The following is a 26,923-nucleotide window of genomic DNA, read 5'->3' as shown; positions in this document are numbered from 1 at the left end:
TTTTCATTAGTGTAGCCATACTAGCGCAGCATCACACACGGTTTACCAAGCGCTGTTTGTTTTTCAACATATTCACCGCTGCGATTACGAGTCCTAAAAAGACCCAGTGGAAATATAAATTCGAGACAGAACTAGGACTGATACTTGAAACGAGAAAGCTCAGCATGGCAGCAAACAAACCTTCAATGATCATTTTTGCTGATCTTGTGTCAGCCCATTGGTATTGTTTATACAGCGTGAACATGAGATAAGCGTAGACTGAAATATAGCCCAGCATGACCGCAAATCCAAAGTTCGTCATCACTTCCAGCAGCCAATTGTGCACTTCAACGACTTGATCTGTATCAAAGATCGAAAAGTGGGCTAAGTAGTAAGATACATTCCCCGCTCCGACACCGAACCCGTATGAATCCGTAAAGAAATGCCATGCATTTTTGATCAAATTCGCTCTCGCAATGTTGGATGGGAGTGGTTCACTAAAAGAATGCGCGACCTGAGAAGCGAGAAACAAGTCATAAAAGACTGAATAAATCTTGGCTGAAAAAACAGCGATACAGATAACACCAAGTCCGCCTGCTGCGATGAGTGACCACTTTTTGAGAAAGCGCGGCATTAGCAGCCACACATAGATGGCCGCTCCTGCAAATATGCCAAGCAGGCTGGCGCGGGATTCTGTTAACAAGATGAGATACAGTGCTGCGATGGCACCAAATAATCCAAATGCTTTGATATAACCATTTTTCATTTGCCGCATACACGCTAAATATAAGAAAAAGCTAATCGATAAAAACGTCGCGAAGTCATTTTGATTAAAAAAGACAGCTGTAGGATAGTGCTGTTTATACGCCGGCCCAAGATACAATGAAGTATTCGGTAAATGGTTCAAAGTAAAGTGATTATAAAACCCTATCCCCATGACAAATACAGTCATGACGAGCCAAATGCTATAAAACGTGATCACTTGATCCATTCGCTGAATGTACATGACCACAAGAAAGACAAATCCCATCCCCATCGCAAGCAGGGACATATATTTGAGACCGTCTGTGACCGAATGAGCCCACAGCAGTGAGATGAGCCCGTAAAGAAACCATGCAGCGAAAAAACCAAGAATCCCTTTTACACGAATCTGCTGCCACTGCGATATGTACGTCCCCTTATCTCTCATCCGCCATATAAATAAAGCAAAGGCGGCAATGAGCATGATACGGTAGAGAAAAAGACTAAAGAACCCGGCACTAATTGAAAAGAAAGCGTTGTTGAGAAAGGTCAATGCAATTAAAAGATAAATGGCTGACATGAACACTTGCTCACCGTTCATGTATAGTTTCATCAACACGAGAAAAGCTGTCAGGACCAAAAGCAGGACCGGAATGGCGACGATCTTTTTTAACCCGGCGGGCTGCGCAGACGCCATTTGTAGAAGTCCTAGCCCTGCTGCAAATAATATACATCCGATCATGATTTGCCATGCTGTTTGTTTCACACTCATACCCATTTTCCTCCTAAGCAACCCATCCGATTTGAGGGATTAAGCCTTGACTTCCTGTTTATAGTAGGAAATGGTACGAGCCAAACCTTCCTGTAAACTCACAACAGGCTCCCATGCTAAGACTTGTTTCGTTTCCTCATTTGCCAATGTACTATGCACGATATCTCCTGCACGCTGCGGCTTGTAAATCGGTTCAAGCTGTGATCTCGTTACCTGTTTCATCGTTTGAAACAGTTCATTTACAGTGATGGAATCACCACACGAGATATTTAAACAAACGTTTGATTGGGCTGTTAAAGCCGCAACATTCGCTGCCGCTAGATCACCCACATAGATGAAGTCTCTTGTTTGTTCCCCATCTCCAAAGATAAAAGGGGCCTCATCCTTTGCAAACTTATCAGAGAAAATAGAGACAACACCGCCTTCGCCAAGTGCGTCTTGGCGCGGACCATATACATTGCTGTATCTGAGAATACAATAGTCCACATCATAGAGTGATTTTGCCATTTCTAAATAGCGCTCTACTGTCAGTTTTGCTAAGCCATAAGGTGAACCAGGCTTCAGCCGGTGAGCGGTGTCCACTGGCAGATACACCGGGTCTCCATAGACAGCTGCTGATGAGGCAAAGATCACTTTCTTCACTCCTGCTTCAGCCGCGGCTTTCATGACGTGCAGAGATCCTTTTATATTGACCTCTTCGTCATATACGAAATTCTGAACGGAAACGGCTACACTTACTTGTGCTGCAAGGTGAATGATATAATCCGGTGCGATTTGTTTGATCAAATCAATCGTCGCTGGCTTTGTAACATCTGCCTCCATGCATTGCACGGAAAGATGGGCAATATTTTCTCGAGATCCAGTTGAAAAGTTATCAAGAACGATGGGCTCATAGCCTTTTTCTAGTAAAGCCTCTACCGTATGTGATCCAATAAATCCGCTTCCCCCAGTAACCAATACTTTCTTCATCCAAGCTCCCCCTGTTATTGTGCCTTCGATACCAATTCTGCTTCCCATACACTCGGGCGGCCGATAGACTGGTAAATAAATCCTCTCTCTTTCATTTCTGCTGGATCAAACAAATTCCTTCCATCAATTACAATCGGTGAACGAAGCAGCTGCTTGATCTGGTCTTTATCCATCTTCTGTACGTCATCCCATTCTGTTAGGATGAGACAGGCATCCGTATCTTTTACTGTTTCATACAGATCATTGCTGAAGACCGCCTGCGGACCAAGCTCCCGTTCTGCTTCCACATAAGCAATCGGATCATAAGCTTTCACAAAAGCCCCTAGCTCTCTCAGCATTGGGATAATATCTAATGCAGGCGCTGAACGCATATCATTTGTATTCGGTTTGAATGCGAGGCCTAAGACAGAAATGGTTTTTCCTTTAATATCACCGAACACACTCATCAATTTGCTGACAAGGTGGGCTCTTTGGTTGTTGTTCGTTTCAATGACAGATTCGATCAGCTTGAACCGGTACCCGGATGTTTCGGCAATTTTGAGAAGAGCCATCGTGTCTTTCGGGAAACAGGATCCCCCAAATCCAATGCCTGCTTTTAAAAATTTATGCCCGATGCGGCTGTCTAATCCAACTCCTTCACTGACTTTTTCAACGTCAGCGCCTACCCTTTCGCAAATATTTGCAATGTCATTAATAAATGAGATTTTTGTGGCAAGCATGGCATTTGCAGCATACTTAATCATTTCAGCACTTTCTAAGTTGGTCTCCACAACCTCTGTTTGAAACGGATCATGCAGCCTTTTGATGATGGTGGAGGCATGAGTGCTAGTCGAACCAATGACTGCCCGCTCCATATTCATCGTGTCTTGAATCGCAGAGCCTTCTCGGAGAAACTCTGGATTGGATACGACATCAAAAGGATATTTGCTGCGCGATGCCTTTTCAACAATGGCTTGAACGAGACGGCCTGTTCCAACGGGCACTGTGCTTTTATTGACGATGATTTTATAGCCATTCAGGTGTTCACCGATCGTTTGAGCGACGGCTTTCACGTACGTTAAATCCGCTTCCCCCTGTGGTGTCATCGGTGTTCCTACGGCAATATAGATAATCTCTGATTCCCTAATAGCGGCAGGAATATTCGTTGTAAAAAACAGTCTTCCTTCTACTGTATTCTTTTCAATCAATTCCTTTAAACCTGGTTCATAAATGGGAACGACACCACTTTTTAAGCTGTTGATTTTTGATTCATCGATGTCACAGCAGATGACACGATTTCCGATATCAGCAAAACAAGTACCCGATACTAACCCGACATACCCTGTTCCAATCACAGCAATTTTCTTCAACATTTTTCATCCTCTCAATAAAAGCATATTGTCCGTTCCAAGCTGTTTATCTATCTATCATTCTTTGCACATTTCATCTTGTTTAAACGATGGGTGTTGATTGATTGAGCACCTTCTCATATTGCTGAATGAGAAGCTTCGCATTATGTTCTGATGAATATTCTGTATGAACCATTTCATGAAGATCGTTCTTCACTTGCTCATTCCATCTGTTTTCATAAAGGCAGGCGTGAATCGCCTCTTTCAGCTGACGCGTCGAACGAGGTTCAACGAGCAGGTGTTGATAGGTAGAAAATAAGGATGGAAGACCACCAACCCGTGTTGCAATGACAGGTACTTTTAAAGCGAGCGCTTCTAGAACGACGGTTGGCATTCCTTCACTGTAGGAAGGAAGTGTAAACAGATCAGCTGCCATTAAGTAGTCTCTCACCTGCTCATTCGGCACCTGCCCTGGAAGTATAATGGATGCTTCAGCCCGTTCTGTGAGCTCTTTTGCAAGGGGGCCTTTTCCGACAAAGACTGCTTTCACCCCATCCATACTGCTGACAGCATCAGCTAATTCAAGCAAACCCTTCTCTTTTACTAATCGCCCGACGAAAACAACGAGCTTATCTTGAAGCGGTAAACCTAAGTGCTTTCTGATGCCTTCTTGATCTTCTTCCGTTCTGGAAAATGATTGGAGCGGAATACCAAGCGGAAGACATTTTGCTTCTACCTTCGTCATCTCATTTGTCTTTTTAGCCAGCTCCTCACTCACTGTCAGAACAGCAGATGCCTGCTTCACCGCCGTTTCAAAGGCTGCCTGTGCCCCTTTGCTATAGCTCGGATATACGTTCACATCACTGCCGTGTAAGGTCAGAAGATAAGGGATTTTCGTTTCTTTCTGAATAACAGCAGCCGCTCCGCCAGACGGCATGGCAAAGTGCGCATGGATAAAATCTGGTGACAGCTGATGACGCTGCATTGCTCGGAGAACGGAAGCCGCTATTCGTTTACTCGGCTGCGCCCATTTCAGCTGTCCAGGGAGCGCTGGATAAGGCGGTCTGTATACCGTCACTCCGTTTCTCACTTCCTGTTCAGGCAGATCTCTTTTCTGCCGATAGGATGCCTTGAGCATCCGTAATACCGGCGGATTCACTGGATTGGGACAAATGACAGTTACTTCTATTCCTTGTTTGAGCAGCTCCTGCACTTGCGTTTCATGAAACACGCCCTCACTCGGATGTTTTTCACTAGGATATACACTTGTCAGCCATAGCACCTTCATGACGAACGACCTCTTCTCAATAATTTGCCTGCAGCCTGCGGATACATTTTGATGAGCAGCAAGCCATACAATGCAGCACTGACACAAACAGTCAGTAGTAATTGAAGTGAAATATCTGCTGATGTCAGCTTCATCCCTTGATGTAAAGCTACCGCACAGACAGCCATGAGCAGCGTCATGACAGCGGGCTTTCCAAGTGATTTTAAATACACCTTCATATCAAGCTGAATGACATATGCCATCAGCCATCTGCCGACAATAAAGTTGAGCAGGCTGACACCTGAGTAGATCCAAGCTACTGTGAGGAGACTGCCTGTCGTGACACCTGCATATAATGCGCAGCCATACACGATGAGCATCCCCGTATCCCAATAAAAGGCTAAGTCCGCTCTCCCTTTTGCAAGAAGGATTGAACCGTTTGGATTCATCAGCACACGCAGCAGGCCGACAATGCACAATATATTTAAAACCGGAACAGCTACTAGCCATTTCTCTCCAAACACGACTTCTATAAAGCTGTCTGATACGGCAGCAAGGCCGATTAATAATGGAAAACTAACCAATGCGAGCATATTCGTCATACTTAGGAAGCCCTCTCGCAGCATGGAGTGATCACGCTGACTTTTTGCGAAAACTGGGAAAGCCACTCTCGTCACAATCGGATTTATCTTCAGCACGGGTATTGTCACAATTTGATACGCCAAGCTGTAAATACCTAACGCTTCCGCTCCAAGAAACCGGCCGATTAAAATCATGTCGATGTTTGATCCTGCTCGGTTGACCAGTCTGGATGCGAGCTGGAATGCACCGAATGAGAAAAATTCCTTCACTTCTCCTAATGCAAAAACAGGTGCTGGACGCCACTTCTTCCAATAAGCCGCTGCATACATAAGACCTTTTCCTGATTGCAGCAGTACTTGAGAAATGACATAGGCGACAATCGGATTCATGAAGAAGGCGAAAACGAGTAAAACGAGCAGCGATATGATGGTCGCAATGGTTTCAATGGTGCTTAATGTTTTAAAGGCTAAGTCTTTTTGCATCATATATTGGTACTGCTGGCCAATCGGTGCGATCAGAAACATGATCGATAATAGCTTGAGCAGACCCTCTAGCTCTGGCCGGTTATAAAAAACGGCTATCATTGGGCTTAGCAGGATGAGCAGACAAAACAAGAGAATCCCTGTGAGCAAGTTGATCCAATATAATGTAGATAATTGACGTTCTGTCGTTTGTTCCTTTTGAATGATCGCTGCCCCAATTCCTAGATCAAGCAAAATCTGCGTAAATATTGTGACAGTTGTGATCATGCCAACAAGTCCAAACTCCTTGAGTGACATCACGTTCCCTAAAAAGGCGAACTGTGCGATTTGGATGATGGTGATGATCAATGCGGACAAGCTTGTCCATTTTGCCCCGCCTATCATGCGTTTTTTCATACTTGCCATTTCTCTTCCCTACTTTACTTATCTGGCTCCGTCACCAGTCATGATGACTTTTAACGTTTTTACCATAATCTTCGTGTCGAGAGAAAATGTCAAGTTTTGAATATACTGTAAGTCGTGTGTTAATTTTTCACTTGGACTCATTTCATATCCGCCATTTACTTGAGCAAGACCTGTCAGCCCCGGCTTTACCGCCAATCTTTTTGTGAAGCCTGGAATCGTCCGATTAAATTCTGCGGTAAACATCGGTCTTTCCGGACGAGGACCTACGATACTCATTTCTCCTTTTAACACATTGATAAATTGCGGAAGTTCATCAATTCTTGTTTTACGGATGAATGCCCCCACTTTGGTGATACGCGGGTCATTTTTTTGCGCCCATTTCGCTCCTCCGCTTTCTGCGTCAGTTCTCATCGATCTGAGCTTCCATAATTTAAAGTAAACACCGTCTTTCCCGACCCTTTCCTGCATATAAAAGGCTGGCCCTGGTGTTTCCAGCTTAATCAAAAGAGCAAACAGCAAAATGATTGGCGTACTCAACATCAATCCGATGAACGAGAACATTAAATCTATGAAACGTTTTGCAAATAAATAACGAACCATATGTTCTGTTAGGGCAAAAGAGTGATTTCGTCTCACTTCATATTCTCTGTAAAGATTCATCGCTTTCTCTGCACTCACTGACCTGCACCTCACCATTCAAAGTAGTTGTTGTGTAAAGAGATGTTCTATGAAAGTCAGTTTAGCAGAGCAACATTAAGCAAATGTAAATGCGCTGTTAAGTCTTGTAAAACTGTGTTAAGAATGTGCACTTATATCAAGTTATGCCCTTTTCAACGTAAAAAAGACCCGCAATTCTGCGGGTCTCCGGGTCTTTTCTTTATTTTGCTTTTACAGATTCGATCGTTTTCAATCGAAGTGTTCCGTTTGCATCTTTTGTATAGGTTACTTTCACTTTTGATTCTTCTTTTAAGCTGTTCACTTGTTTAGAAAATGTATTTCCGAATTGAATAGCTACTTCTTTCCCATCAATGTTGACAGCAATTGTATGTCCATCAGCCAAACCGACATATGTGCCTTCTTTGGTGACTTCATTTTTCTTACTAGTCGTTGATTCTTTCTTTGTTTTAGAGTCACCTTTTGAGTCAGCTTTTGATTGATCTTTAGCAGGTTCTTCTTTTGTGATTTCTTTGCTTGAGCTGTCTTTTGCCTCTTCATCAGATTGACCTGCTGGTTCTTCTGTTTTAGCAGCTGTTTCTTTGCTTTGATCATCTGCTTTTTCATTTTTTGATGATTGATCTTCTGATTTTTCGTCTGCAGCCTTATCTTTGTTTTGATCGGCTGCTTCGGTTGTTTCTTTTTTGCTGTCTTCCTTTTTGTTATCGCTTGATTGATTTGTTGTGCCGCACGCTGTGAGCAATACACCTAGAAGCAATACTAGAAACGGCATTGTGATTAATTTTTTCAAAATCGTCACCTCTTCATGATTTGTCGGTTTGCTGTCGTTTGAAGATTTATGTGTAAACCATTCACCTTCTATGTTTCAATTATAACAAACATAACCAAAAATGAAATGTATTTTTAACTTGACACATCATTCATGATTCATTTTACGTTAAAGTAGTTGGACACACCAGTTGCAATTCCAGAAGCCAGCCGATCCTTTGCAGCGGATGATTTTAAAATACTCGCATCAATTGGGCTTGTCACAAAGCCGGTTTCTAGCAAAATACTCGGCATTCTGGAATATTTGATGACGTAGAACCCTGCTGTTTTCACTCCTCGATCCCTTGTTCCAAGGGCGCTGACCATTTGAGGCTGAACCTTTTGTGCCAGCTTGATACTATTAGCAGCCGCATATGTCGTATCATAATACGTCTCTGTCCCATTCGCACGGCTGTTATCATTTGCGTTGGCGTGGATACTGATGAATATATCAGCACTGGCCTGCGCTCCTTTACTGACACGTGTCTGCAAGGAGTCAAATGTATCAGATGTTCTCGACATGACAGTAAGGGCACCCGCTTGATGAAGCCTCGACTGAAGCTTTAATGCGACTTCTAAATTAATGTTCTTTTCAAGCAGGCCATTCCCTATCGCTCCAGCATCCTGCGCACCATGACCTGGATCAATAAAAATCGTTTCGCCTAACACCGCATTTTTCAGCTGCGTGATGACATTGGTTTGAATGGTTGATGTTCCGCCTACCACAGAAAAAGCTGACATCTGATTTGCTCCAATGACTTTTCTGATGGGATTCGGCACCGTTTGAGCGTCTGTGAGAAGAAGAGTTTGTCCCTGTTTCGCTGCTATACTTGCCGCAGCTGCCGCATCTGCATAGGCATACCCATGACTCATAAATGTTTGACTTGTCTTCATTGGATACGTTTTAGCAATTTGGGCAGCTACCTCATACCGATTGGCTCCAGTTATTCTTACTGGTGATGGAAGCTTTTGAAAAGTGGTTTTATTGACACTTGCTTCTCCGCCGATCACAATGGTCCGCTTGACCGCTTTGTTTTTTAATAGATTGGCTGTTTCTTGGCGCAATCCTTTTGCATCTGTTAATAAAATGGGATAGCCTTGTTTGGCAGCGTATGGAGCAATCGCGACAGCATCAGCATAAGCAGAACCATTCACGACGACAGCTGCACTAGCACTCTTCATCTGCTTAGCCACATTTGCCGCCAATTCATAGCGGTTCTTTCCTTGAATACGGGATACGGATAGATTCATCGCTTTTAACTGCTTCACGACTTTTTCAGAAATACTCGCAGTCCCGCCAAGAATTGTTACCCGCTTCGTTTTCAGCTGCTGCAACCCTGTCTTTGCTGCACCTGAAAGACTGCCAGCATTCGTTAAGAGGACTGGGGCCCCTTGCTGATAGGCATAAGGCACAGCACTCAGGGCATCTGCATAAGCATCACCGCCCACAAGCACAACGGCAGGCGCTTCCTGCCAGCCCCTTTTCGCGGCATTTACCGCCACCTCATACCGATTGTTTCCTTCTATCCTCGATAGAGTGTGCTGAGCAAAAACGGATGGTGTATATAAACATAGTGAAATAGCAATCAGTAAAATACATTTGATATCAAAACGCATGAAGTCAACCTCCTTGGTTTGAACCCTTCACCTAGGAACTTCATGAACTTTTGAAAAAAGGCTGCCGAGTACGTTCTCGAGCAGCCTATCTGAGGCACCCCTCAGGTTTGTGTTTTCTTATCTAAAATAACCTGACACGCCGCTTGAAATGCCTGACGCTAATCGATCTTTATACGTAGCAGATTTCAAGATGTTTGAATCAACTGGACTGGAAACAAAACCAGTTTCCAAAAGAACGCTCGGCATCTTAGAATATTTAATGACGTAGAAGCCAGCTGTTTTCACACCACGATCTCTTGTACCAAGTGCACTGACCATTTTAGGCTGGATGTTTTGCGCCAGCTTCAGGCTGTTTGCAGCCGCATAGGTTTTGTCATAATACGTTTCTGTTCCATTTGCACTGCTGTTATCATTTGAGTTCGCATGGACACTGATGAAGATATCTGCATTTGCTGACGCACCTTTGCTCACTCGTGTTTGAAGACTATCAAATGTGTCTGATGTTCTTGACATGGTAACAAGTGCACCAGCGTTGTTTAATTTCGTATTTAAACGCTTTGCTACATCTAAATTCAAATTCTTTTCATATAATCCGTATCCTACAGCTCCTGAATCATGCGCACCATGACCTGGATCAATGAATACTTTTTTACCAACAGCCGGGTTTTTCAACTGGTTCACAACAGTTGGTGTCACTGTATTTGTACTGCCTACGACAGTAAATTTGGTGATTTTCTTGCTGCTCACTGTTGCTCTTGTTACTTTTGGCAGCGTCTTTTCATTCGTTAGAAGCAATGCTTTGTTTTGCTTCGCTGCGATTCCTGCAGCAGAAGATGAAGTGGCATAGCCAAATCCTCTTCCTACATAGGTATTATTGACGCTCATATTATACTTTTTCACAATATTTGCCGCGACATCATAACGAGTCGAGCCTTTGATTCGCGTTGGAGATTTCAATTGGTTATAAGCTGCTTTTGTGACGTAATTCTCTCCGCCGACTACAATGGTTTGTTTCACGTTGCTTGCTTTTGCAACAGAAGCGATTTCAGAACGAAGTCCCTTTTTATCTGTGTATAGAATTGGGAATCCTTTTTGAGCTGCTACAGGTGCAATTGCAATCCCATGTGCATAGAAAGAACCCTCAACGACAACGACGCCTGCTGGCTTGTTCATTTTTTTCGCGATATTGGCAGATAGCTCATATCGGTTTTTTCCTGAAATTCGCTGTGTGGAGATGCCCATTTTCTTCACTTGGTTGACCACGTTGTTTGACACACTTGATGTGCTGCCTAAAACGATCACCGTCTTTGTTTTTAATGAAGTTAAGGCTTTTTTTGTATCACCCGAAAGGCTTTTACTGTTTGTGTAAAGAACTGGTCCATTTTTTTGGTGTGCAAGTGGAATTCCTGCTGTTGCATCTGCATACGCAGTTTTCCCTACTAAAACGACTGTACTTGCAGTTCCCCATCCTTTTTTCGCTACGTTTGCCGCTACAGCATATCTGCTCCCGCCATCAATTCGTGAGACTGAATTGTCTGCCAATGCTGTTGGAACGATAACGAAAATGGCGATGAGGCTGAGGATGGCTGTTTTCATCATTGAGCGCATCTTCTATGTCCTCCTTTTACCCTTTAATAGTTTGTTAGTTTTGTTCCTGGATAGTAGAACGAGAGTATGGAAGAATATGAGTTTCCAGATTCAGCTCTCGCTTTGGCTCCGTATTGGCTCATACCAATGCCGTGGCCATACCCTTTTCCTGAAATCGTGAAGTCATTTGTATTGTTTTTGACTGACGCAAACGTGCTTTTCACCTTTGTTGCGCCCATAACGGATCTAAATTCGGTCATTTTCATACTTGCCGTTGTGCTTTTGTTTACTGCATACGTGCCTGTTTTGTTTTTCAGGTGATATGTCAGTTTGATCGATACCGTCTTCGCTCGCTGGCCTTTTGTTTTCCCTGAGAACGTCAGGCTTGAGATGGATGCGATTTTCATATCAGATGCAGCGGTTTCTTTGTTTTTGAGCAGCCATGATTTCAGGCCGGCAAGGTCAGCTGCATTTGTCTCTTTTGCTTTAGACCACTCAGATGCTGCTGTGCTGGCAGTCAATGTCGTGCCTAGTTGTTTCTTAGAGAGTTTCAGTGTCCATGGATTGACTGGATCTTTTGGATCCTTTTTGGCCACTAAGTATGGCAGTGCATTTCCCCATACTTCTTCACTTGCCTCTGTATAACCGCCATTGCTAGAGTAATAGGTTGCTGAAATGAGCTGATTGTTGTATTTCAGAACCTTTCCTTTTGTAGCATCGACAGCTTTTGTCGAATTTGTGTACCAGTTATATCCCCCATATACTTGGAAGGCTGTTGTATCAGGGACGACTTTTCCAATACTTTTTACCGAATACGTTCTAGCGGCAACCGCCTGTGCTTTTAACGCTTCAACATTCCAGCTTGCAGGCATTTCATTTGGTACTACACCTTTTAGATAGTCTTCAAATGGAATATTTTCGAGAGTCGGCCTGATATACCCTGATTCAATTGCAAAGTTTACACTGCCTAAGTACGGCTTCCCTGCAACTTGAAGGACATTTTTCGTTGAATATTTCTCAGGAACAACTCTTACCGTGTTATACGTCTTTATGCCTTTTAATGAAATTTTTCCGTTAGAAATATTCAATTGGTAGTTTTGATTTTTTTTCAGATAGACTTGTTTGGCTAATGAATTTTTCAAGCTATCTTTAATCGCACTTGTGCTACCAGCAAGATGATAAGCATATGTACCTTTTTCTTTCAGCAGTGCTTTTAAAGACGCTGTGACAGAATCGGGTTTCACATACACAACGGTACTGTTAGATTTTGCAGCCAATTGCGACAGCGGCATAGCATAAATATAGCTAGAGGCTTTTGCCAAATAAACTTTATCTGCATTAATATTTAATTTCTTTATAATATTCACAGATAATTCGTAGCGATTGGCACCGCTGATTCTTGTCACCTGTGAGGTTTTTTTGATTTGATTTTCAACTTTTTGTCCAGTGCTTTTTGTACTGCCGATGATGATCACTTTACTTGGCATTCTATAAGACGGAATGGAATCTTTTTTTGTTAAAAGGATAGGGTAGCCCTTTCTCGATGCGTAGGATGCAATGGCAATCCCATTCATAAATGAGTTCCCGCCGACAACGACAGCTTGCTTATAGTTACCCATTTCTTTAGCGATTTTTTGGGAGATTTCAAACTTGTCTTTTCCACTAATGCGTCTGACTTTGCCATACTTTTTAATAGACTTCTCAGCAGCTGTTGAAATACTTTTCGTATTTCCGACAATCAGAATGTTATCCGGCTTCATTTTCTTCAGCTGGTTTTCTGTTGTTTTCGTAAGCTTTTCAATATTCGTATACAAAATAGGTGCGCCCAGTTTGTATGCTAACGGTGATACAGAAATCGCATGATCAAACGCATCTCTGCTCACAATGACAACAGTTGAAGGATTTTTCCATCCTGCAGATGCAATACTGTTGGCTACTTCGTATCTATTTTTGCCATCATATCTTTTCGTCACAGCAACATTTGATCCTGATAGCTTGTATTCCCCAGTTGTTGAAATATCCATGCTTGTTTTGTTTCCGATATAATTAGACAATTTCACTGAAATTGTCGAGCTGGCCATGGCAGACTGAAGGGGTGCAACTAATAGAGTCAGTGTTATTAGGACAATTAGTGTAATGCCTGTTTTCTTCAATTTTGTTCATCCCGCCCATCTTTTTTACTTCTGTTTTTCAATCTTCTGGATTTCCTTTTGACCACTGTCATTAATAATGTAAGAGATTTCTACTGTGTCTCCTGGTTTAAATTCATTTAACACATCTTTAAAATTATCCGTAAATTCATAGCTTAAGGTCGTATTCACTTTTTTCACTTCGACTGTATGTGCATCAGCCATTCCAATAAATTCTGCTTTCTCTTCCAGTACCTGAGGAGTTGAACTGCTTGTCTTGTTTTCTCCTGAGGACTGCTCAGCCGTTCCACATGCTGTAAGCACGATACCTAGTAGCAGTATTAAGAACGGTAAAACGACGATTTTCTTCATTTTTTTCACCTCATGTCTTTGTATCGTCTTATAACTTATTATTTTAAGGTAAATTTAAGGTTTTTTGAAACCTTTTTTTTGTTACAACGTCTATATCTAGGTTCAGAGTAAAAAAATAACTTGTTTATCAAGATTCGTAAACCTATAATCATGGAAGAATCATAGAAAAGGTGAGGGACATTATGAGAGCTGAAAGAAAAAGAAAGAAAAAAAAGGTTCTTTGGATTGTTTTATCGATTATTGGCTTATTCGTATTAGCAACTGGCGGATACGCATATCATCTTTGGAACACAGCAGCATCGACCGTCGCAGGCATTCAGGAGAATTTAAAGAAGTCAGATAAGCGTGACAAAGATGTCGATTTAAGTAAGAAAGACCCGATTTCTATTTTAGTCATGGGTGTCGATGAACGAAAAAATGACCGAGGCCGTGCAGATACGTTAATATACATGACAGTAAATCCGAAAACGAAAACGACCGAGATGGTGAGCATCCCGCGTGATACCTATACGAAGATTGTCGGAAAAGGCACAATGGATAAAATCAACCATTCCTATGCATTCGGCGGTACACAAATGGCAGCAGATACTGTAGAGGAACTGCTTGATGTACCTGTTGATTACTTCGTTAAAGTCAATATGGAAAGCTTTAAGGATATTGTCGATACACTTGGCGGTATTACGGTGAACAGCACATTTGCATTTAGCTATGACGGCCACTCATTTGGTACAGGAGAGATTAACCTGAATGGGGATCAAGCCCTTGCCTATACGAGAATGAGAAAGCAAGATCCAAAGGGTGACTTCGGTCGTCAGCAAAGACAGCGCCAAGTCATTGAAGGCATCATTGCAAAAGGCGCCAACATTTCATCTGTTACGAAATTCGGCGATATGTTCAAAGTCGTGGAAAACAATATGAAGACAAACATGTCATTTGACGATATGTGGACGATGATGAATGATTATCGTGATGCAAGACAGCATGTAAAACAGCACGAACTGAAAGGATCGGGCGCACGTATCAATAATATTTATTACTACCAGCTTGATGACAGCAGTCTTGCGAATGTGAAGAAGGAATTGAAGGAAAGTTTAGAGCAGTAAAAAAGAAGACTACAGAAATGTAGTCTTCTTTTTTATGATTGAAATGGAACTGGTTTTTCTTCACTTAATCCAAAACGATGGAGAAGCTCTTCGACAATTCGTTTTGACGCTTGTCCATCACCATATGGATTAGACGCCTTCGACATGTTGTCGTACTCTTTCTGATCGACTAGCAGCTGTTTTGCCATGTTGTAAATGGTCTCTTCATCTGTACCTGCGAGCTTAAGCGTGCCAGCTTTCACGCCTTCAGGGCGTTCTGTTGTATCACGAAGCACTAATACTGGCTTCCCTAGAGATGGCGCCTCCTCTTGTACACCGCCAGAATCCGTTAATATAAAGTGTGAGTTAGCAGCGAAGTTATGGAAATCAACGACTTCAAGCGGCTCAATTAAGTGCACACGATCAAGATCACTGAATTCTGTCTGAGCCGCATCACGAACAGCGGGGTTTAAATGTACAGGGTATACAACCTGAACATCTTCAAACTCTTCTACAATACGTCTAATTGCTCTAAACATGTTTTTCATCGGCTGACCGAGATTCTCCCTGCGATGGGCCGTTAACAAGATCATTTTATCTGTACCTATTTTCTCTAAAATAGGGTGTTGATACTGCTCTGTAACCGTTGTTTGCAATGCATCAATCGCAGTATTCCCTGTCACAAAAATAGTTTCTTCTTTTTTATTTTCGATTAAAAGATTCTGCATTGCCTCATGGGTAGGAGCAAAATGAATATCCGCAATGCTTCCTGTCATTTGACGATTCAATTCTTCTGGAAACGGTGAGTACTTATTATGTGTTCTTAAACCCGCTTCAACATGACCGACTGAAATTTGGTGATAAAATGCGGCCAAGCTACCCGCAAACGTTGTTGTTGTGTCTCCATGAACTAACACAATATCAGGCTTTTCTTTTTGGAATAATTGATCTAGCTTCAATAGTGCATTTGATGTAATTTCAGATAATGTCTGGCGTTCTTTCATAATATTTAAATCATGATCTGGTTGAATGTCAAAAGCTTTCAACACTTGATCAAGCATTTGCCGATGCTGCGCAGTCACAGTGACTGAGGATTTGATTTGCGGATGTTTATTCAGTTCAAGGACAAGGGGTGCCATTTTAATTGCTTCAGGCCTCGTCCCGAATACAGTCATTACATGTAGTGTTTTCAATAGTCGATGCCTCTTTCCTTCTCATTTATCATAAGTGTATTATACAAAAGAATAGGAGCGAATCCTAATCATTCTATTTTCAATTTTTACATTGCCTTTACTCTTTTCAACATAAAAATTTACACGAACTCTTTACAATAGATATTGAATCAGATCATACATTTATCGTAAATCATTTGTCATTTCTATCATTTGTAAGTTACACTTTATGAAAGATGAAAAATGAAGTCAAATCATTTTTTCTATATATAAGGAAGGTGCAAAGTTCATTGAAAAAAGTACGTAAAGCCATAATACCAGCTGCAGGTCTTGGGACACGTTTCCTCCCTGCAACAAAAGCGATGCCTAAAGAAATGCTCCCAATCGTTGATAAACCAACCATTCAATATATTATTGAAGAAGCTGTTGAATCAGGAATCGAAGACATTATTATCGTCACTGGAAAAGGAAAGAGAGCCATTGAGGATCATTTTGATTTTGCACCAGAGCTAGAGCGTAATCTTGAGGAAAAGGGAAAAAGCGAGCTCTTAGAAAAAGTGAGAAAATCCTCTAACATTGCTGACATTCATTACATACGGCAAAAAGAACCTAAAGGACTTGGACACGCCGTTTGGTGCGCACGCAACTTTATTGGTGATGAACCTTTTGCTGTTTTATTAGGTGATGACATTGTTCAAGCCGAAACACCTGGGCTTCGCCAGCTGATGGATGAATACGAAAAAACTCTTTCATCTGTCATCGGTGTTCAGCAAGTAGCAGACAGCGATACACATCGCTACGGGATCATCGACCCTCTTACACAAGAAGGCCGCCGCTACCAAGTCAAAAACTTTGTTGAAAAGCCGCCGCAAGGAACAGCACCATCGAACCTAGCCATCTTAGGGCGCTATATTTTCACGCCAGAGATCTTTATGTACCTCGATCAGCAAGAGATTGGTGCAGGCGGAGAAATTCAACTGACAGATGCCATTCAAAAGCTGAATGACATCCAGCGCGTATTTGCCTATGATTTCGAAGGGAAACGATATGATGTCGGCGAGAAGCAAGGCTTCATTGAAACGACGCTTGAGTTTGCTCTTCAGGATGAAGAATTGAAAAAGAAACTCATTCCATTTATGAAACAGCTTCTCGAAAAAGAAGAAGTGAATTAAAAAAGCTGCCGGCATCGGCAGCTTTTTTATTTAATGACTGAAATAGTCAGTGTATGCTGTTCATTATCAATGACAAACAGGTTGTTTTCGCCCTTCACTGCGAATTTTGTTCGTTTCTCATTCATCCAGACATTCTGTTCTGTCAGCCCAAGTGTGGAAGGAGAGATTGGCATAATGTCGCGAAACACAATGGTGTTTGCCTGACCCTTTTGAATGACATAGTCTGTTTTCTCTGTGGTCAATCTCTCAATCGTATCACCTTGATCATTTTTGACTGAAATCAGCGTTTGCATTCTCTGCTTAAGCACAGATTCTTCTTTCCCAAGGAAAGAAAGTAAATACTCATACGACCCTGCCGATGCAGGCGATACATAGGAATTAAACTGTCCTGGTCCAATGGATAATGACTTTAATTCCTCTGCTTTTTGAAGCGCAGCAGGTTTGACAAAATACGTTTCTGAAGCTGTTTTAATTTGAACAGTTTGTTTATTTTCAGCCACAGCCTGTACTTCTTGTCCAAATGGCAAGGTGACATCCGCCTTTTTTTTCATGGCTTGGTCTTTGTAAAGTGTGAGTGGATCAGACGTGACAATCACCTGTTGATCCACCTTTTTCATATCGGGCGCTCCTTTGGTCTGCGTGTTCTTCGACTGAGGCGCTTCTGTCTTATCTGATGGGATTGCACCAAATGTCGCCAGTGTACGAAGCGGGCGATCTGAAAACATCGATAAGGCAAGCAATAACGTTAAGACCGCTAAAACTGTCACTTGAAATGCGGGTCCGAACAGTGAACGCCGTTTTCCGTTCTCTTGATAACGAGACACCTTTTTCGTCTTTTGTACGCCTTTTCTACCTTCTTTGTGTTCCAATTGGTATTTTTGTTTCTCTTTCTTAGAAAGCTTGTTAAACCAGTCAACAAACTCCTTATATTCCTTCACGACCTTATTCGTATCATCAAACATGCGAAGCTCACCATAATGCATCCAAGCCACCCGATCACAGATTTTTTGAATTTGGCTAATAGAGTGACTGACAAAAAAGATCGTCTTTCCTTGTTCTTTGAATTCTGTAATACGGTCCACACATTTTTGATAGAAGGTTTGGTCTCCAACAGACAGCGCTTCATCAATAATCAGGATATCTGGATCGATATGCGCTGAAATGGCAAAGCCAAGGCGCGATTTCATTCCGCTTGAATAGCTCTTTACAGGCTGGTCAATAAAGTCACCAATATCCGCAAACTCTACGATTTTTTCATAAAGCTCGTCTATCTCTTTATTCGTCAGTCCCATCATTAAACATTTTAAGCGAATGTTATCTTTCCCGCTTAATTGATTGTTCAGCCCTGCCGCAATGGCAATTAACGAAGGCTGGCCGTCCATATCAATTTCACCATTTGTCGGTGGAATGATTTTCGCTAGAAGGTTCGACATTGTCGATTTCCCAGATCCGTTAATCCCTACAAAACCAATCGTCTCGCCTTCATATACATCAAAGGACACATCGCGAACAGCAAAAAAACCTTTTTCATTTTTATTAGGTAAAAACAGCCCTTTGATCTTATCCGACTGTTTTTTATATAGGACGTATTGCTTGGATACGTTTCGAAACGAAACCTTTAGTTTCATCGTATAATCTCCTTACTTTTTAAAGAAAATCGACAAATTTATCCCTAAATTTCATATGAAGCAATGAACCGACTGTTAAAAGAAGAAGCGTGATCAGCCAAAAATAAAGTGTGTATTTGACATCATGGAAGAACCATTCTCCCTTTAACAAACTATTTCTAAAACCATCAATAATGTAGAAAAGAGGATTCAATCTTAATATATCCCCAATCCATGCTTTGTCTCCAGTGAGCTTCTCTGAGATATTCCAAAAAATCGGCAGCAAAAAGAAAAGTAATCGTGTCACGGATTGTAAAAGAAATTGATAGTCTCTCACGAGTACGCTAATCGTGGAATTAAACAAACTAAACGAAAACATAAACGCGATCATACAAATAAGATAGTATATATATTGCAGCCAATGCGCGTCAGGGTATATGCCATAGGAAATCAGCACAATCAGATAGACACCCATCATAACAAAGTAGCTGAACAAGTTTGACATAATCACCACAGACGGCAGCGCACTAATCGGAAAATTCATTTTCGATACCATATTAATGCGTTTAAACACACTGTTTGATCCATCAAGAATGGTCGGACTAATGAAGAACCAAGGGATTAAACCGGCAAGCATCCAGATGATAAATGGAACCTCCATGTCTCCAATGGCAATTGGCTGTCCTCCGCGAATGCCCATACCAAAAACAAACCAGTAAGCCAGCATCTGCATTAATGGATTTAAAAACTGCCACAAAACACCCAAATAATTCATCTGATATTTTGATTTTGTTTCATAAACAGCAAGTCGCATAACCAGCGGAAGTGAGCTGATTTGCTCTCTTAATATTGTAAACAATGCGTTCATTCTAATCTTCCTTAGATATAAGTTTTTGGGATTGCCTCTTTTAAAAAAATCACCGCTCATAATTGTAACAGATGTTGAGAAATATTTCACTTTTCAAATCTAATGAGTATATTAAATAGTAGGGAAATTTGATCAAAATAAACGCTGGTATTTTCAGCAATTCTAGGTTACTAATTACCTTATTATATCATTGCTTTATAATTGCCATTAGAATATAATTATCAGGATAATTGCATTTCCAAAATAAATATCATTTTCCTATTATATATATTAAATGAAGGGGCTTAACATTAATGAGAATCAAGCAATTCAAAAAAATCGTTACAAGAAAGATTAAATTTATTTTAAATCCACTAATTGAGTTTTCCAGAGATTCACGACTTCGTATTAGAAGTAAATACACCTCCTATTTAGAGAAAAATCCGGTTAGAAGTAATTATATTCTATATGAAGCTTATCATGGCAAAAGTATTTCTGGAAATTGTTACGCAATTTTTCTAGGCTTGATGAAAGATAGTACTTTTAAAGATTTACATCATGTTTGGGTCATTAATGATTTTAATGATCCAATGATTGCAGAATTAAAGCAGAAAACTTCTAATATTTCCTTTGTTAAAGTTGATAGCAACGAATATCTAAAATATTTAGCAACTTCTAAATATTTAGTTAATGATACGTCATTTCCTTTTTATTTTATTAAAAGAGAAGAGCAAGTTTATATCAATACATGGCATGGAACTCCTTTAAAAACTTTAGGGAAGGATATTAATAAAAGATCAATGTCTGGTCATAAAAATATCCAAAGAAATTTGCTTCATTGTGATTACCTTATTAGCCCGAATACTTTTACGTATGAAAAGTTACTAAAATCAAATGATGTATTTGGGATATTTACTGGGAAAATTGCAAATATCGGTTATCCTAGAGTAGATTTAACATTAAACACAAGCAGTGAAAGTGTGAAAGAAAGATTAGACCTACCTTTTAATAAAAAAATTGTACTTTATGCTCCAACATGGAGAGGAACAATAGGTGCCGAAGAGGATACTTGCTATACATTGCATAGTGAAGTTGTGAAAATTCAGCAGGCGCTTGGCGATGATTACTTAGTACTTTTAAAATCTCATTACTTTTCTTATAAATTTTTTAAACAGAGCGGTCTTGAACATCTTTGTGTTCCAAACTGGATTGATACAAATGAACTTTTATCTGCTATAGACATTTTAATTACAGATTATTCAAGTATCTTTTTCGATTTCCTACCTTTAAAAAGACCTGTCTTTTTCTATATGCCTGACTTACGTGAATACGAATCAGAGAGAGGTTTTTATTTAGATATAACAAAACTTCCAGGACCTATCTGTGAAAGTATAATTGATTTAATTGACAGCTTAGGCCAACTAAACAGTTTAAATAACTTCAATAAGCAATTTGAAAAACAATACAAAGAGTTTTTAGATGAATACTGCTCTTATGATGACGGAAATGCTACTGATCGACTCATTGACATAATATTCAAAAAGAAAAATCAAGATGATTTAATCAAGGTTGAAAGCAATAAACAAAAATTACTTCTTTATTGTGGAGGCTTCTACAATAATGGTATAACCGTTTCAGCGACTAATTTATTTGATCAGATTGATTACAACAAATATGAAGTTGTTGTCATTGATAACTCAAATTATCATAAAGATAAATGGATGAACATACAAAAGCTACATCCTAATGTTCATATTATTTATAGACCTGGTTTTGTTAATAGAACATTAATAGAAACATATAAACAGAACCTAATTTTCCGCCGTGGTATATACGATAACAAAATGTTAAAATACACTCGGTAAACTCATACAAGAGAGAATTAAAGAGAATTATTGGTAATACGAAGTTTGATGTAGGAATAGATTTTGGAGGATATAACAAATTTTGGACTCTTCTTTTCGCATTCGGAGATTTTAAAGTCAAAAGTATTTTCCTGCATGCTGACATGATGAAAGAGTATAATAAGAAAGTGAATCACAAATATAAACATCGTGGTAACCTAAAAGTAATTTTCTCACTGTACAAGTTTTTCGATAGAATTGTTTCAGTTGCCGAATCGACTAACATAGAAAATCACTTGAACTTAAGCCCTTATATTCCTAATGCTTTAGAGAAAATGGTTTTTGTTAATAATGTAATCTCGCCTAACAAAGTACTTCAAATGAAAGAAAATAAAGAGATTATAGAATTTAATAATGAGAGATATTTAATTACTTATCAAAATGATAAAAACGAATCCATCGGTCTTAATCTATCTGGGATACCACTTCCAAATAAGGAGTATATCAACTTTATAACTATAGGAAGATTATCTCCTGAAAAAGGGCAAAAGAAATTAATTTCTGCTTTTTCACAATTACACAAGCAATACCCAAAAGCTGTATTGTATATTGTGGGTGAAGGGCCTTTAAAAAGAGAATTAAAGGATCACACAAAAAAATTACATCTAGAACATTGTGTGTTTTTTGTTGGACAACTCGAAAATCCATTTTCTTTACTAGATGAATGTGATTGTTTTGTATTATCTTCAGATTATGAAGGGCAAGGCTTGGTTCTCATGGAAGCAATGATTCTAAAAAAACCAATTATAGCTACCGATGTAACTGGAGTACATTCCGTCTTAGAGGGTGGATATGGATTATTAGTTGATAATAATGAAACTGCGCTATTTAATGGTATGTCTGATTTTATCCAGAATAGTATGGAACAAAAATCCTTTGATTACGAAAAGTATAATAGCGAGGCGCTAGACCTCTTCTACAAAAATGTCTGTACAAAAGCTAATTAACCACTTATATACAGAATAAAATTATATGTATTTTAAAAACACCTTTGGATAATGGTCAAGTATTGAACTTGATACCTTCCAAAGGTGTTTTTCTATCTATAAGAAAACAATCAAAAGCGTTGCGAATTAAAGACTACTTCAACCACCCGCTTCGATGACTCCCCGCTCTCTAAGTAACAGAATTTCTCATAAAACGGTGCAAATGATTCTGGTAGTTTAAAGGTCGGTTGTTCTGTTTCTCTTACCCATTCAATCACGCTTGATGTCTCTTTTACAAGCGGTCCTGGTGCTTCTTGTTCAAAGTCGAAGTAGAAGCCTCTCAATTTGTCACGATATGTTTCGATGTCTGGCACATAGAACAGCATCGGACGTTTGAGGTTTGCATAATCAAAGAACACAGATGAGTAATCTGTGATGAGCAGATCTGAAATCATATAAAGGTCTCTAATGTCTTCGTAATGAGAGAAGTCATAGGCAAAGCCTTCATATGGCCCTAAATCAAAGTTTTCAGCAACTAGATAGTGCATACGCAGAATGATAATATATTCATCTCCGATTGCAGCTCTCATCTCATGCAGATCAAGGTCTAAATCAAATTTGTACTGCCCTTTTTTATAAAATTGATCGTCTCTCCATGTCGGTGCGTATAAAATCAATTTTTTATCGAGCGGCAGGTTCATTTTTTGTTTCAGTGATCTCTTCGTTTCTTCATTGTTTTGATTGTGAAGGAAGTCATTTCTCGGATATCCTGACTCAATCATAGTCTTTTGGAATTGGAACGCACGTGTAAAGATTTCAGTCGAGTAGGCATTAGGAGAAATGAGATAATCCCAATTCGATGCTTCTTTCGTGAAATTCTTCTTGTATTTCTTCGTGTTTGTTCCAGGCATATGCACCTCGTCCATGTCCATTGCCAAACGTTTTAACGGCGTACCATGCCAAGTCTGCAAGTATGTTGTGTGATCTGGCTTTGGAACCCATAGCGGCAAACGGCTGTTTACGACCCAATACTCAGCTCTTGCCATCGCAAAAATCCATTTCAATGACAGACGATTGATATAGTAGATGCCTTTTTCCTTAAACGGTGCTTCATGACCCTTTTTAACGCTCCAGATCAGCGTATATTCAGGGTGATGTTTTTTCATATACTCATAAATCCCACGCGGGTTACAACTGAATTGTTTTCCGTTAAAACTTTCAAATACAACAGTTTTCTTTTTCACAGACAGCTTACTCGCCAGCTTAAAGGTCGTTTTAAACGTTCTTGTCACAAGGCGGTTACGGACTTTTTTGATTTTGCCGATCTGCTTTTTGAATTTCTTCCATTTGCTTTTGACGTAATACTTCGCACGTGTTTTCATTGTGTAATCATTAATTCGTATGCCAAGTGTTTGTCTCTTTTTCTTTCGGTACACTTCATATCGAATTGGTACATCGTTTCGTTTATGAATTTGAACAAGTCCTTTGAGTTTGTTCGAGCGGTCTCCAAGCACTAAAGAAGTGGTTGTTAACGTTTCCTCTGCTCCGTTCACATCGCAGATAAATTCAAGATAGAAGCGATATACAAGGCGTTTGTTCAAAGAATAGGTCAATTCCTCTAAAGGAACTTCTGCTAAAAATTGATAAAGCTGTGGTACATGTTGGTCATCACGGTATTCGATCACTTCATCTTTTATATGGGTGATATTGACCGGAAAACGATGCTCAATTGGTTCTTCACCATTTTTCTTCAATAGAAGCTTTGCTTCTTTGATCTCATACGGATGTTCTGCACTTAGAACGCCTGCATAACCGGACAAAGATAACATACATCCTTTGTTGAGCTCGATATGATTGAATTTCACAACCTTCAGCTCACGCTTGATTTTCAAAGAAGCATTCCCTTTGTCTGTGCGGTATGGAATGATATACAGCATGGCGTCTTTATTTTCTAAAAAAGTCAGCTCAGGCTTTTCTATTTCCATTTTTAAACGGCGTTTATAGTATGACGTTTTCTCTTCAGATTCAATATCTGTATTGAGATCCGCTTCTTTTACTTCTTCTTCCTCTTCTTCTGAATCAGAATCATAGGCTGAGTCCTCAAGCTCGTCTTCATCCTCTTCTTTGTTTGCGCTCAGATAATCCGTGACATACAGGTTATATGTCTGGCCTTGCTCTAACGCAAGCGGCAGCGACGCTTCATTCAATTCCAATTTGAATAAATTCTCTTCTTGATGAACAAGCGGAAGGAAGAGTTCTTGTTTTGATACTCTCTCCCTCATGAACAAATAAAATTCTCTATCTGTTAATGGCATGTCATCGTTGATGCGAATCAGCATTTCTAGTTTATCATGGTGATTTTTTAACCCTTCAACGACACTCTTCTTATGAATTCCCTCTTCAATCATTAATCGTTAATCTCCTCTGTTCAGAAATCTTACCGTTGTGTTATATCACTATTTCACTTTCCAAGAATAGTTGCCTTGTTTCGTTTGATATGACCATCCATCGATGGACGATGGTTTATTCGTAAGCAGCTCACCTTCTATTTCTAGACGCTGCAAAACCTCTTGAAGTTTTTCTGTTTTAAAACGAATGTAAAAATCCACAAATTTCGTTTGGTTGATTTCAATGTTTTTCTTTGTTTGAAAATGGCCGATTGGGAAGCTGACTAGATGGTTCTCATCGATTGTTTGAGAGATGATTTCAGCTCCATTCACTCGATCATATCCTGCGAAATCAATTTGCACATGATCCGCATGACCCATTTCATCTTTTAACTCGAGTTGAAGATGAAGAACATGATGCTCAGAGCTTAGATCACGCAAGACCCATTTCATGCGGTCCACAATCCCTCTCAATTCATCTTTATGCTCACGATTTTCGAGCATATGATGAATCGCCGTATTCCAAACAGTCTTTTCGTCAGAAGGAACAAGATAAAAATAGGCTTGTTCTCCCAAGACTTTCTCGACATCTTCTTTATGCTTAGTATCCCCAAAAAAGACAGCATCCACTTGCTGTTTTCTTATTTGTTTAAATAATTCTCCATATTGAGAATTGACTTGATGCATATCTTCTTCATAATGTGCGTGATGCACAAATGCAGCGTAATAGGCTGTTTCAGGCTGATCGATTTTAAACAGGTGGCGGTCTTGATCACGGTCCTCTGTGATCATCAGTTTCAAACGGTCATTTTGTGATTGAATGCTGGATAGCCATAATTGTTTAATATCCGTCTTCTTTGTAAATGTTTGAATTCCTGTTTTTTTATACCAATTGATATGCCGAACTGGATTCTTTTTTACATCTCCATGGTAGATGAACTCCATATAAATGCTGCCATCGTCATTGATCAATTCCTCTAAGTATAGTGCACCTGTATGTGGAACAAAGCTTTGTACTCTGCATAAAACGCCCTGCCAATTATATTCTTCCCTTTTCACCAATTGCTGCTCTTCATTATATTGTTCAATATAACAAATGGGAGAAGAAGATCGTTCATATCTCGTCACCTGAATCGTGGATTCATCTGCCGGAATCACTGCTTCATTGATCGAATGCGATGATTCACCGACAATAAATTCCGAGTAACGTCTTTTACTACCGCTTTCCGGTAGAATATAGTGTTCATACACATTCAAGATGTCAACCCCAGGAGAAAAGATCTCTTCCATGCGGTGAATACGTTCCTTCACATTTGTATCATAATTCAAAGTTAAAATTGCAGTACGTTTATGCTGATCAGCCAATGGCTTTATTCTTGCCTTTAAAGACTTCGTTAAGCTCTCATCCTGTTTTGGTACATCACCCATAATAAAGTAGTAGTCCATATCAGGCATGTCAACTGATGTCATTGTTTCATGTTGTTCAGGTTGATCCAATGTGTCTTCAACTTTTTTCTTCATCCAATTTTGAAACAAAGGAAGCTCTCCTTCATAATATTGTTGACTTTCTCATTGTATTTTACATGAAAAAGTACTTCTTACCAAAAGATAAGAAGTACTTTTTTGATCTATTAAAGTCCAGCAATTTCTTCTTTAATTTGGGTTGTCGAGATGCCTTCGGTTCTCTTCAAGTATACGACTTCGCAATGTTCTTTTAAGAAATCGAACTTGCCTTCCCAGTCATCTCCCATAACAAACACATCAATATCATGCTCTTGCACATCATGGACTTTTTGATCCCAGCTGTTTTCTGGAATGACTTCGTCTACATAACGAATGGTTTCAAGAATCAGCTTTCTATGCTCGTAACTGTGATAAGCTTTTTTTGATTTTTGTAAATTAAACTCGTCTGTAGAAATGGCCACCACTAAGTAATCTCCAAGCTGCTTTGCACGTTCTAGCAGCTTAATGTGCCCCCAGTGTAATAAATCAAATGTACCGTAAGTAATAACTTTCTTCATTGCAAACATAAACTCCTTTCTTTCATCCTTATTCGTCTGCTTCAAGCAGTAATGTTATCCGTAATCCTATTATCATCGATCATTTTTTCGCTC

General features: G+C 39.9%; 21 protein-coding genes. 4 read left to right on the top strand and 17 right to left on the bottom strand.

Features of this window, described 5'->3' with window-relative positions:
• Positions 1 to 31 precede the first annotated feature (31 nt).
• The 11 genes from tuaE to NSS92_RS16840 all read right to left on the bottom strand — a co-directional run bounded on the left by tuaE (position 32) and on the right by NSS92_RS16840 (position 13,712).
• Positions 32 to 1,492: a teichuronic acid biosynthesis protein TuaE gene (gene tuaE / locus NSS92_RS16890; RefSeq protein WP_267586754.1), complete on the bottom strand. Its 1,461-nt coding sequence runs from the start codon at positions 1,490 to 1,492 to the stop codon at positions 32 to 34.
• 39 nt (positions 1,493 to 1,531) lie between these two features.
• Positions 1,532 to 2,461, bottom strand: a complete 930-nt coding sequence (locus NSS92_RS16885; protein ID WP_267586755.1) for an NAD-dependent epimerase/dehydratase family protein — start codon at positions 2,459 to 2,461, stop codon at positions 1,532 to 1,534.
• A gap of 14 nt (positions 2,462 to 2,475) precedes the next feature.
• Entirely contained in the window at positions 2,476 to 3,813 is a 1,338-nt protein-coding gene (gene tuaD, locus NSS92_RS16880) for a UDP-glucose 6-dehydrogenase TuaD (RefSeq protein ID WP_324290845.1), read from the bottom strand.
• A 79-nt stretch (positions 3,814 to 3,892) separates the two neighbouring features.
• On the bottom strand, positions 3,893 to 5,077 hold the full coding sequence (gene tuaC / locus NSS92_RS16875) for a teichuronic acid biosynthesis protein TuaC (protein WP_267586756.1): 1,185 nt from the start codon (positions 5,075 to 5,077) through the stop codon (positions 3,893 to 3,895).
• Positions 5,074 to 6,525 (bottom strand): teichuronic acid biosynthesis protein TuaB, encoded by a 1,452-nt coding sequence (gene tuaB / locus NSS92_RS16870; protein WP_340869440.1) that lies wholly within the window; start codon positions 6,523 to 6,525, stop codon positions 5,074 to 5,076. The genes tuaC and tuaB overlap by 4 nt, the downstream gene beginning before the upstream one ends.
• Before the next feature lie 18 nt (positions 6,526 to 6,543).
• Entirely contained in the window at positions 6,544 to 7,203 is a 660-nt protein-coding gene (locus NSS92_RS16865) for a sugar transferase (protein ID WP_034281119.1), read from the bottom strand.
• A gap of 199 nt (positions 7,204 to 7,402) precedes the next feature.
• Entirely contained in the window at positions 7,403 to 7,990 is a 588-nt protein-coding gene (locus NSS92_RS16860) for a hypothetical protein (RefSeq protein ID WP_445661646.1), read from the bottom strand.
• A gap of 137 nt (positions 7,991 to 8,127) precedes the next feature.
• Positions 8,128 to 9,624: an N-acetylmuramoyl-L-alanine amidase gene (locus NSS92_RS16855; RefSeq protein ID WP_340869437.1), complete on the bottom strand. Its 1,497-nt coding sequence runs from the start codon at positions 9,622 to 9,624 to the stop codon at positions 8,128 to 8,130.
• 117 nt (positions 9,625 to 9,741) lie between these two features.
• Positions 9,742 to 11,232: an N-acetylmuramoyl-L-alanine amidase gene (locus NSS92_RS16850; protein ID WP_340869435.1), complete on the bottom strand. Its 1,491-nt coding sequence runs from the start codon at positions 11,230 to 11,232 to the stop codon at positions 9,742 to 9,744.
• A 23-nt stretch (positions 11,233 to 11,255) separates the two neighbouring features.
• Entirely contained in the window at positions 11,256 to 13,364 is a 2,109-nt protein-coding gene (locus NSS92_RS16845) for a SpoIID/LytB domain-containing protein (RefSeq protein ID WP_340869433.1), read from the bottom strand.
• A 24-nt stretch (positions 13,365 to 13,388) separates the two neighbouring features.
• Positions 13,389 to 13,712, bottom strand: a complete 324-nt coding sequence (locus tag NSS92_RS16840; RefSeq protein WP_267586761.1) for a LytA — start codon at positions 13,710 to 13,712, stop codon at positions 13,389 to 13,391.
• A 182-nt stretch (positions 13,713 to 13,894) separates the two neighbouring features.
• On the opposite strand from NSS92_RS16840, the gene tagU reads away from it, so the two are divergent.
• Positions 13,895 to 14,815, top strand: coding sequence for a polyisoprenyl-teichoic acid--peptidoglycan teichoic acid transferase TagU (tagU, locus tag NSS92_RS16835; RefSeq protein WP_267586762.1), 921 nt, complete (start codon positions 13,895 to 13,897; stop codon positions 14,813 to 14,815).
• 32 nt (positions 14,816 to 14,847) lie between these two features.
• On the opposite strand, the gene wecB is transcribed toward tagU, so the two are convergent.
• Positions 14,848 to 15,987 (bottom strand): non-hydrolyzing UDP-N-acetylglucosamine 2-epimerase, encoded by a 1,140-nt coding sequence (gene wecB / locus NSS92_RS16830; RefSeq protein WP_340869429.1) that lies wholly within the window; start codon positions 15,985 to 15,987, stop codon positions 14,848 to 14,850.
• A gap of 269 nt (positions 15,988 to 16,256) precedes the next feature.
• On the opposite strand from wecB, the gene galU reads away from it, so the two are divergent.
• Complete coding sequence (gene galU, locus NSS92_RS16825; RefSeq protein ID WP_008343198.1) at positions 16,257 to 17,138, top strand: UTP--glucose-1-phosphate uridylyltransferase GalU; 882 nt, start codon at positions 16,257 to 16,259, stop codon at positions 17,136 to 17,138.
• Between the two features lie 26 nt (positions 17,139 to 17,164).
• Here the strand turns inward: galU and tagH are convergent, their stop codons facing one another.
• Positions 17,165 to 18,766, bottom strand: coding sequence for a teichoic acids export ABC transporter ATP-binding subunit TagH (gene tagH, locus NSS92_RS16820; protein ID WP_267586764.1), 1,602 nt, complete (start codon positions 18,764 to 18,766; stop codon positions 17,165 to 17,167).
• 19 nt (positions 18,767 to 18,785) lie between these two features.
• Positions 18,786 to 19,613, bottom strand: coding sequence for an ABC transporter permease (locus tag NSS92_RS16815; RefSeq protein WP_267586765.1), 828 nt, complete (start codon positions 19,611 to 19,613; stop codon positions 18,786 to 18,788).
• 293 nt (positions 19,614 to 19,906) lie between these two features.
• On the opposite strand from NSS92_RS16815, the gene NSS92_RS16810 reads away from it, so the two are divergent.
• Both NSS92_RS16810 and NSS92_RS16805 read left to right on the top strand, forming a co-directional pair.
• Positions 19,907 to 21,457 (top strand): CDP-glycerol glycerophosphotransferase family protein, encoded by a 1,551-nt coding sequence (locus tag NSS92_RS16810; protein WP_340869423.1) that lies wholly within the window; start codon positions 19,907 to 19,909, stop codon positions 21,455 to 21,457.
• A 143-nt stretch (positions 21,458 to 21,600) separates the two neighbouring features.
• On the top strand, positions 21,601 to 22,443 hold the full coding sequence (locus NSS92_RS16805) for a glycosyltransferase (protein WP_340869420.1): 843 nt from the start codon (positions 21,601 to 21,603) through the stop codon (positions 22,441 to 22,443).
• Positions 22,444 to 22,553: 110 nt separating this feature from the next.
• Here the strand turns inward: NSS92_RS16805 and NSS92_RS16800 are convergent, their stop codons facing one another.
• The 3 genes from NSS92_RS16800 to tagD all read right to left on the bottom strand — a co-directional run bounded on the left by NSS92_RS16800 (position 22,554) and on the right by tagD (position 26,830).
• Positions 22,554 to 24,830 carry a CDP-glycerol glycerophosphotransferase family protein gene (locus NSS92_RS16800; RefSeq protein ID WP_340869419.1) on the bottom strand — a complete coding sequence of 759 codons (2,277 nt, stop codon included), beginning with the start codon at positions 24,828 to 24,830 and terminating at the stop codon, positions 22,554 to 22,556.
• A gap of 48 nt (positions 24,831 to 24,878) precedes the next feature.
• Positions 24,879 to 26,345, bottom strand: coding sequence for an alpha-glucosyltransferase N-terminal domain-containing protein (locus NSS92_RS16795; RefSeq protein ID WP_340869414.1), 1,467 nt, complete (start codon positions 26,343 to 26,345; stop codon positions 24,879 to 24,881).
• A 95-nt stretch (positions 26,346 to 26,440) separates the two neighbouring features.
• Positions 26,441 to 26,830, bottom strand: coding sequence for a glycerol-3-phosphate cytidylyltransferase (gene tagD / locus NSS92_RS16790; protein WP_034281137.1), 390 nt, complete (start codon positions 26,828 to 26,830; stop codon positions 26,441 to 26,443).
• Between the last annotated feature and the right edge of the window lie 93 nt (positions 26,831 to 26,923).

It is taken from the genome of Bacillus sp. FSL M8-0166, assembly GCF_038008825.1.
Taxonomy (GTDB): Bacteria; Bacillota; Bacilli; order Bacillales; family Bacillaceae; genus Bacillus; species Bacillus safensis.
This window is presented reverse-complemented; position numbering and strand designations above follow the sequence as displayed.

Coding starts and splice junctions, on each gene's coding strand:
- tuaD (WP_324290845.1), bottom strand. CDS start 3,813: ATGTTGAAGAAAATTGCTGTGATTGGAACAGGGTATGTCGGGTTAGTA.
- tuaC (WP_267586756.1), bottom strand. CDS start 5,077: ATGAAGGTGCTATGGCTGACAAGTGTATATCCTAGTGAAAAACATCCG.
- NSS92_RS16840 (WP_267586761.1), bottom strand. CDS start 13,712: ATGAAGAAAATCGTCGTTTTACCGTTCTTAATACTGCTACTAGGTATC.
- NSS92_RS16800 (WP_340869419.1), bottom strand. CDS start 24,830: ATGATTGAAGAGGGAATTCATAAGAAGAGTGTCGTTGAAGGGTTAAAA.
- tagU (WP_267586762.1), top strand. CDS start 13,895: ATGAGAGCTGAAAGAAAAAGAAAGAAAAAAAAGGTTCTTTGGATTGTT.
- tagH (WP_267586764.1), bottom strand. CDS start 18,766: ATGAAACTAAAGGTTTCGTTTCGAAACGTATCCAAGCAATACGTCCTA.
- NSS92_RS16815 (WP_267586765.1), bottom strand. CDS start 19,613: ATGAACGCATTGTTTACAATATTAAGAGAGCAAATCAGCTCACTTCCG.
- NSS92_RS16810 (WP_340869423.1), top strand. CDS start 19,907: ATGAGAATCAAGCAATTCAAAAAAATCGTTACAAGAAAGATTAAATTT.
- NSS92_RS16885 (WP_267586755.1), bottom strand. CDS start 2,461: ATGAAGAAAGTATTGGTTACTGGGGGAAGCGGATTTATTGGATCACAT.
- NSS92_RS16855 (WP_340869437.1), bottom strand. CDS start 9,624: ATGCGTTTTGATATCAAATGTATTTTACTGATTGCTATTTCACTATGT.
- tagD (WP_034281137.1), bottom strand. CDS start 26,830: ATGAAGAAAGTTATTACTTACGGTACATTTGATTTATTACACTGGGGG.
- NSS92_RS16850 (WP_340869435.1), bottom strand. CDS start 11,232: ATGCGCTCAATGATGAAAACAGCCATCCTCAGCCTCATCGCCATTTTC.
- NSS92_RS16805 (WP_340869420.1), top strand. CDS start 21,601: ATGATGAAAGAGTATAATAAGAAAGTGAATCACAAATATAAACATCGT.
- tuaB (WP_340869440.1), bottom strand. CDS start 6,525: ATGGCAAGTATGAAAAAACGCATGATAGGCGGGGCAAAATGGACAAGC.
- tuaE (WP_267586754.1), bottom strand. CDS start 1,492: ATGAGTGTGAAACAAACAGCATGGCAAATCATGATCGGATGTATATTA.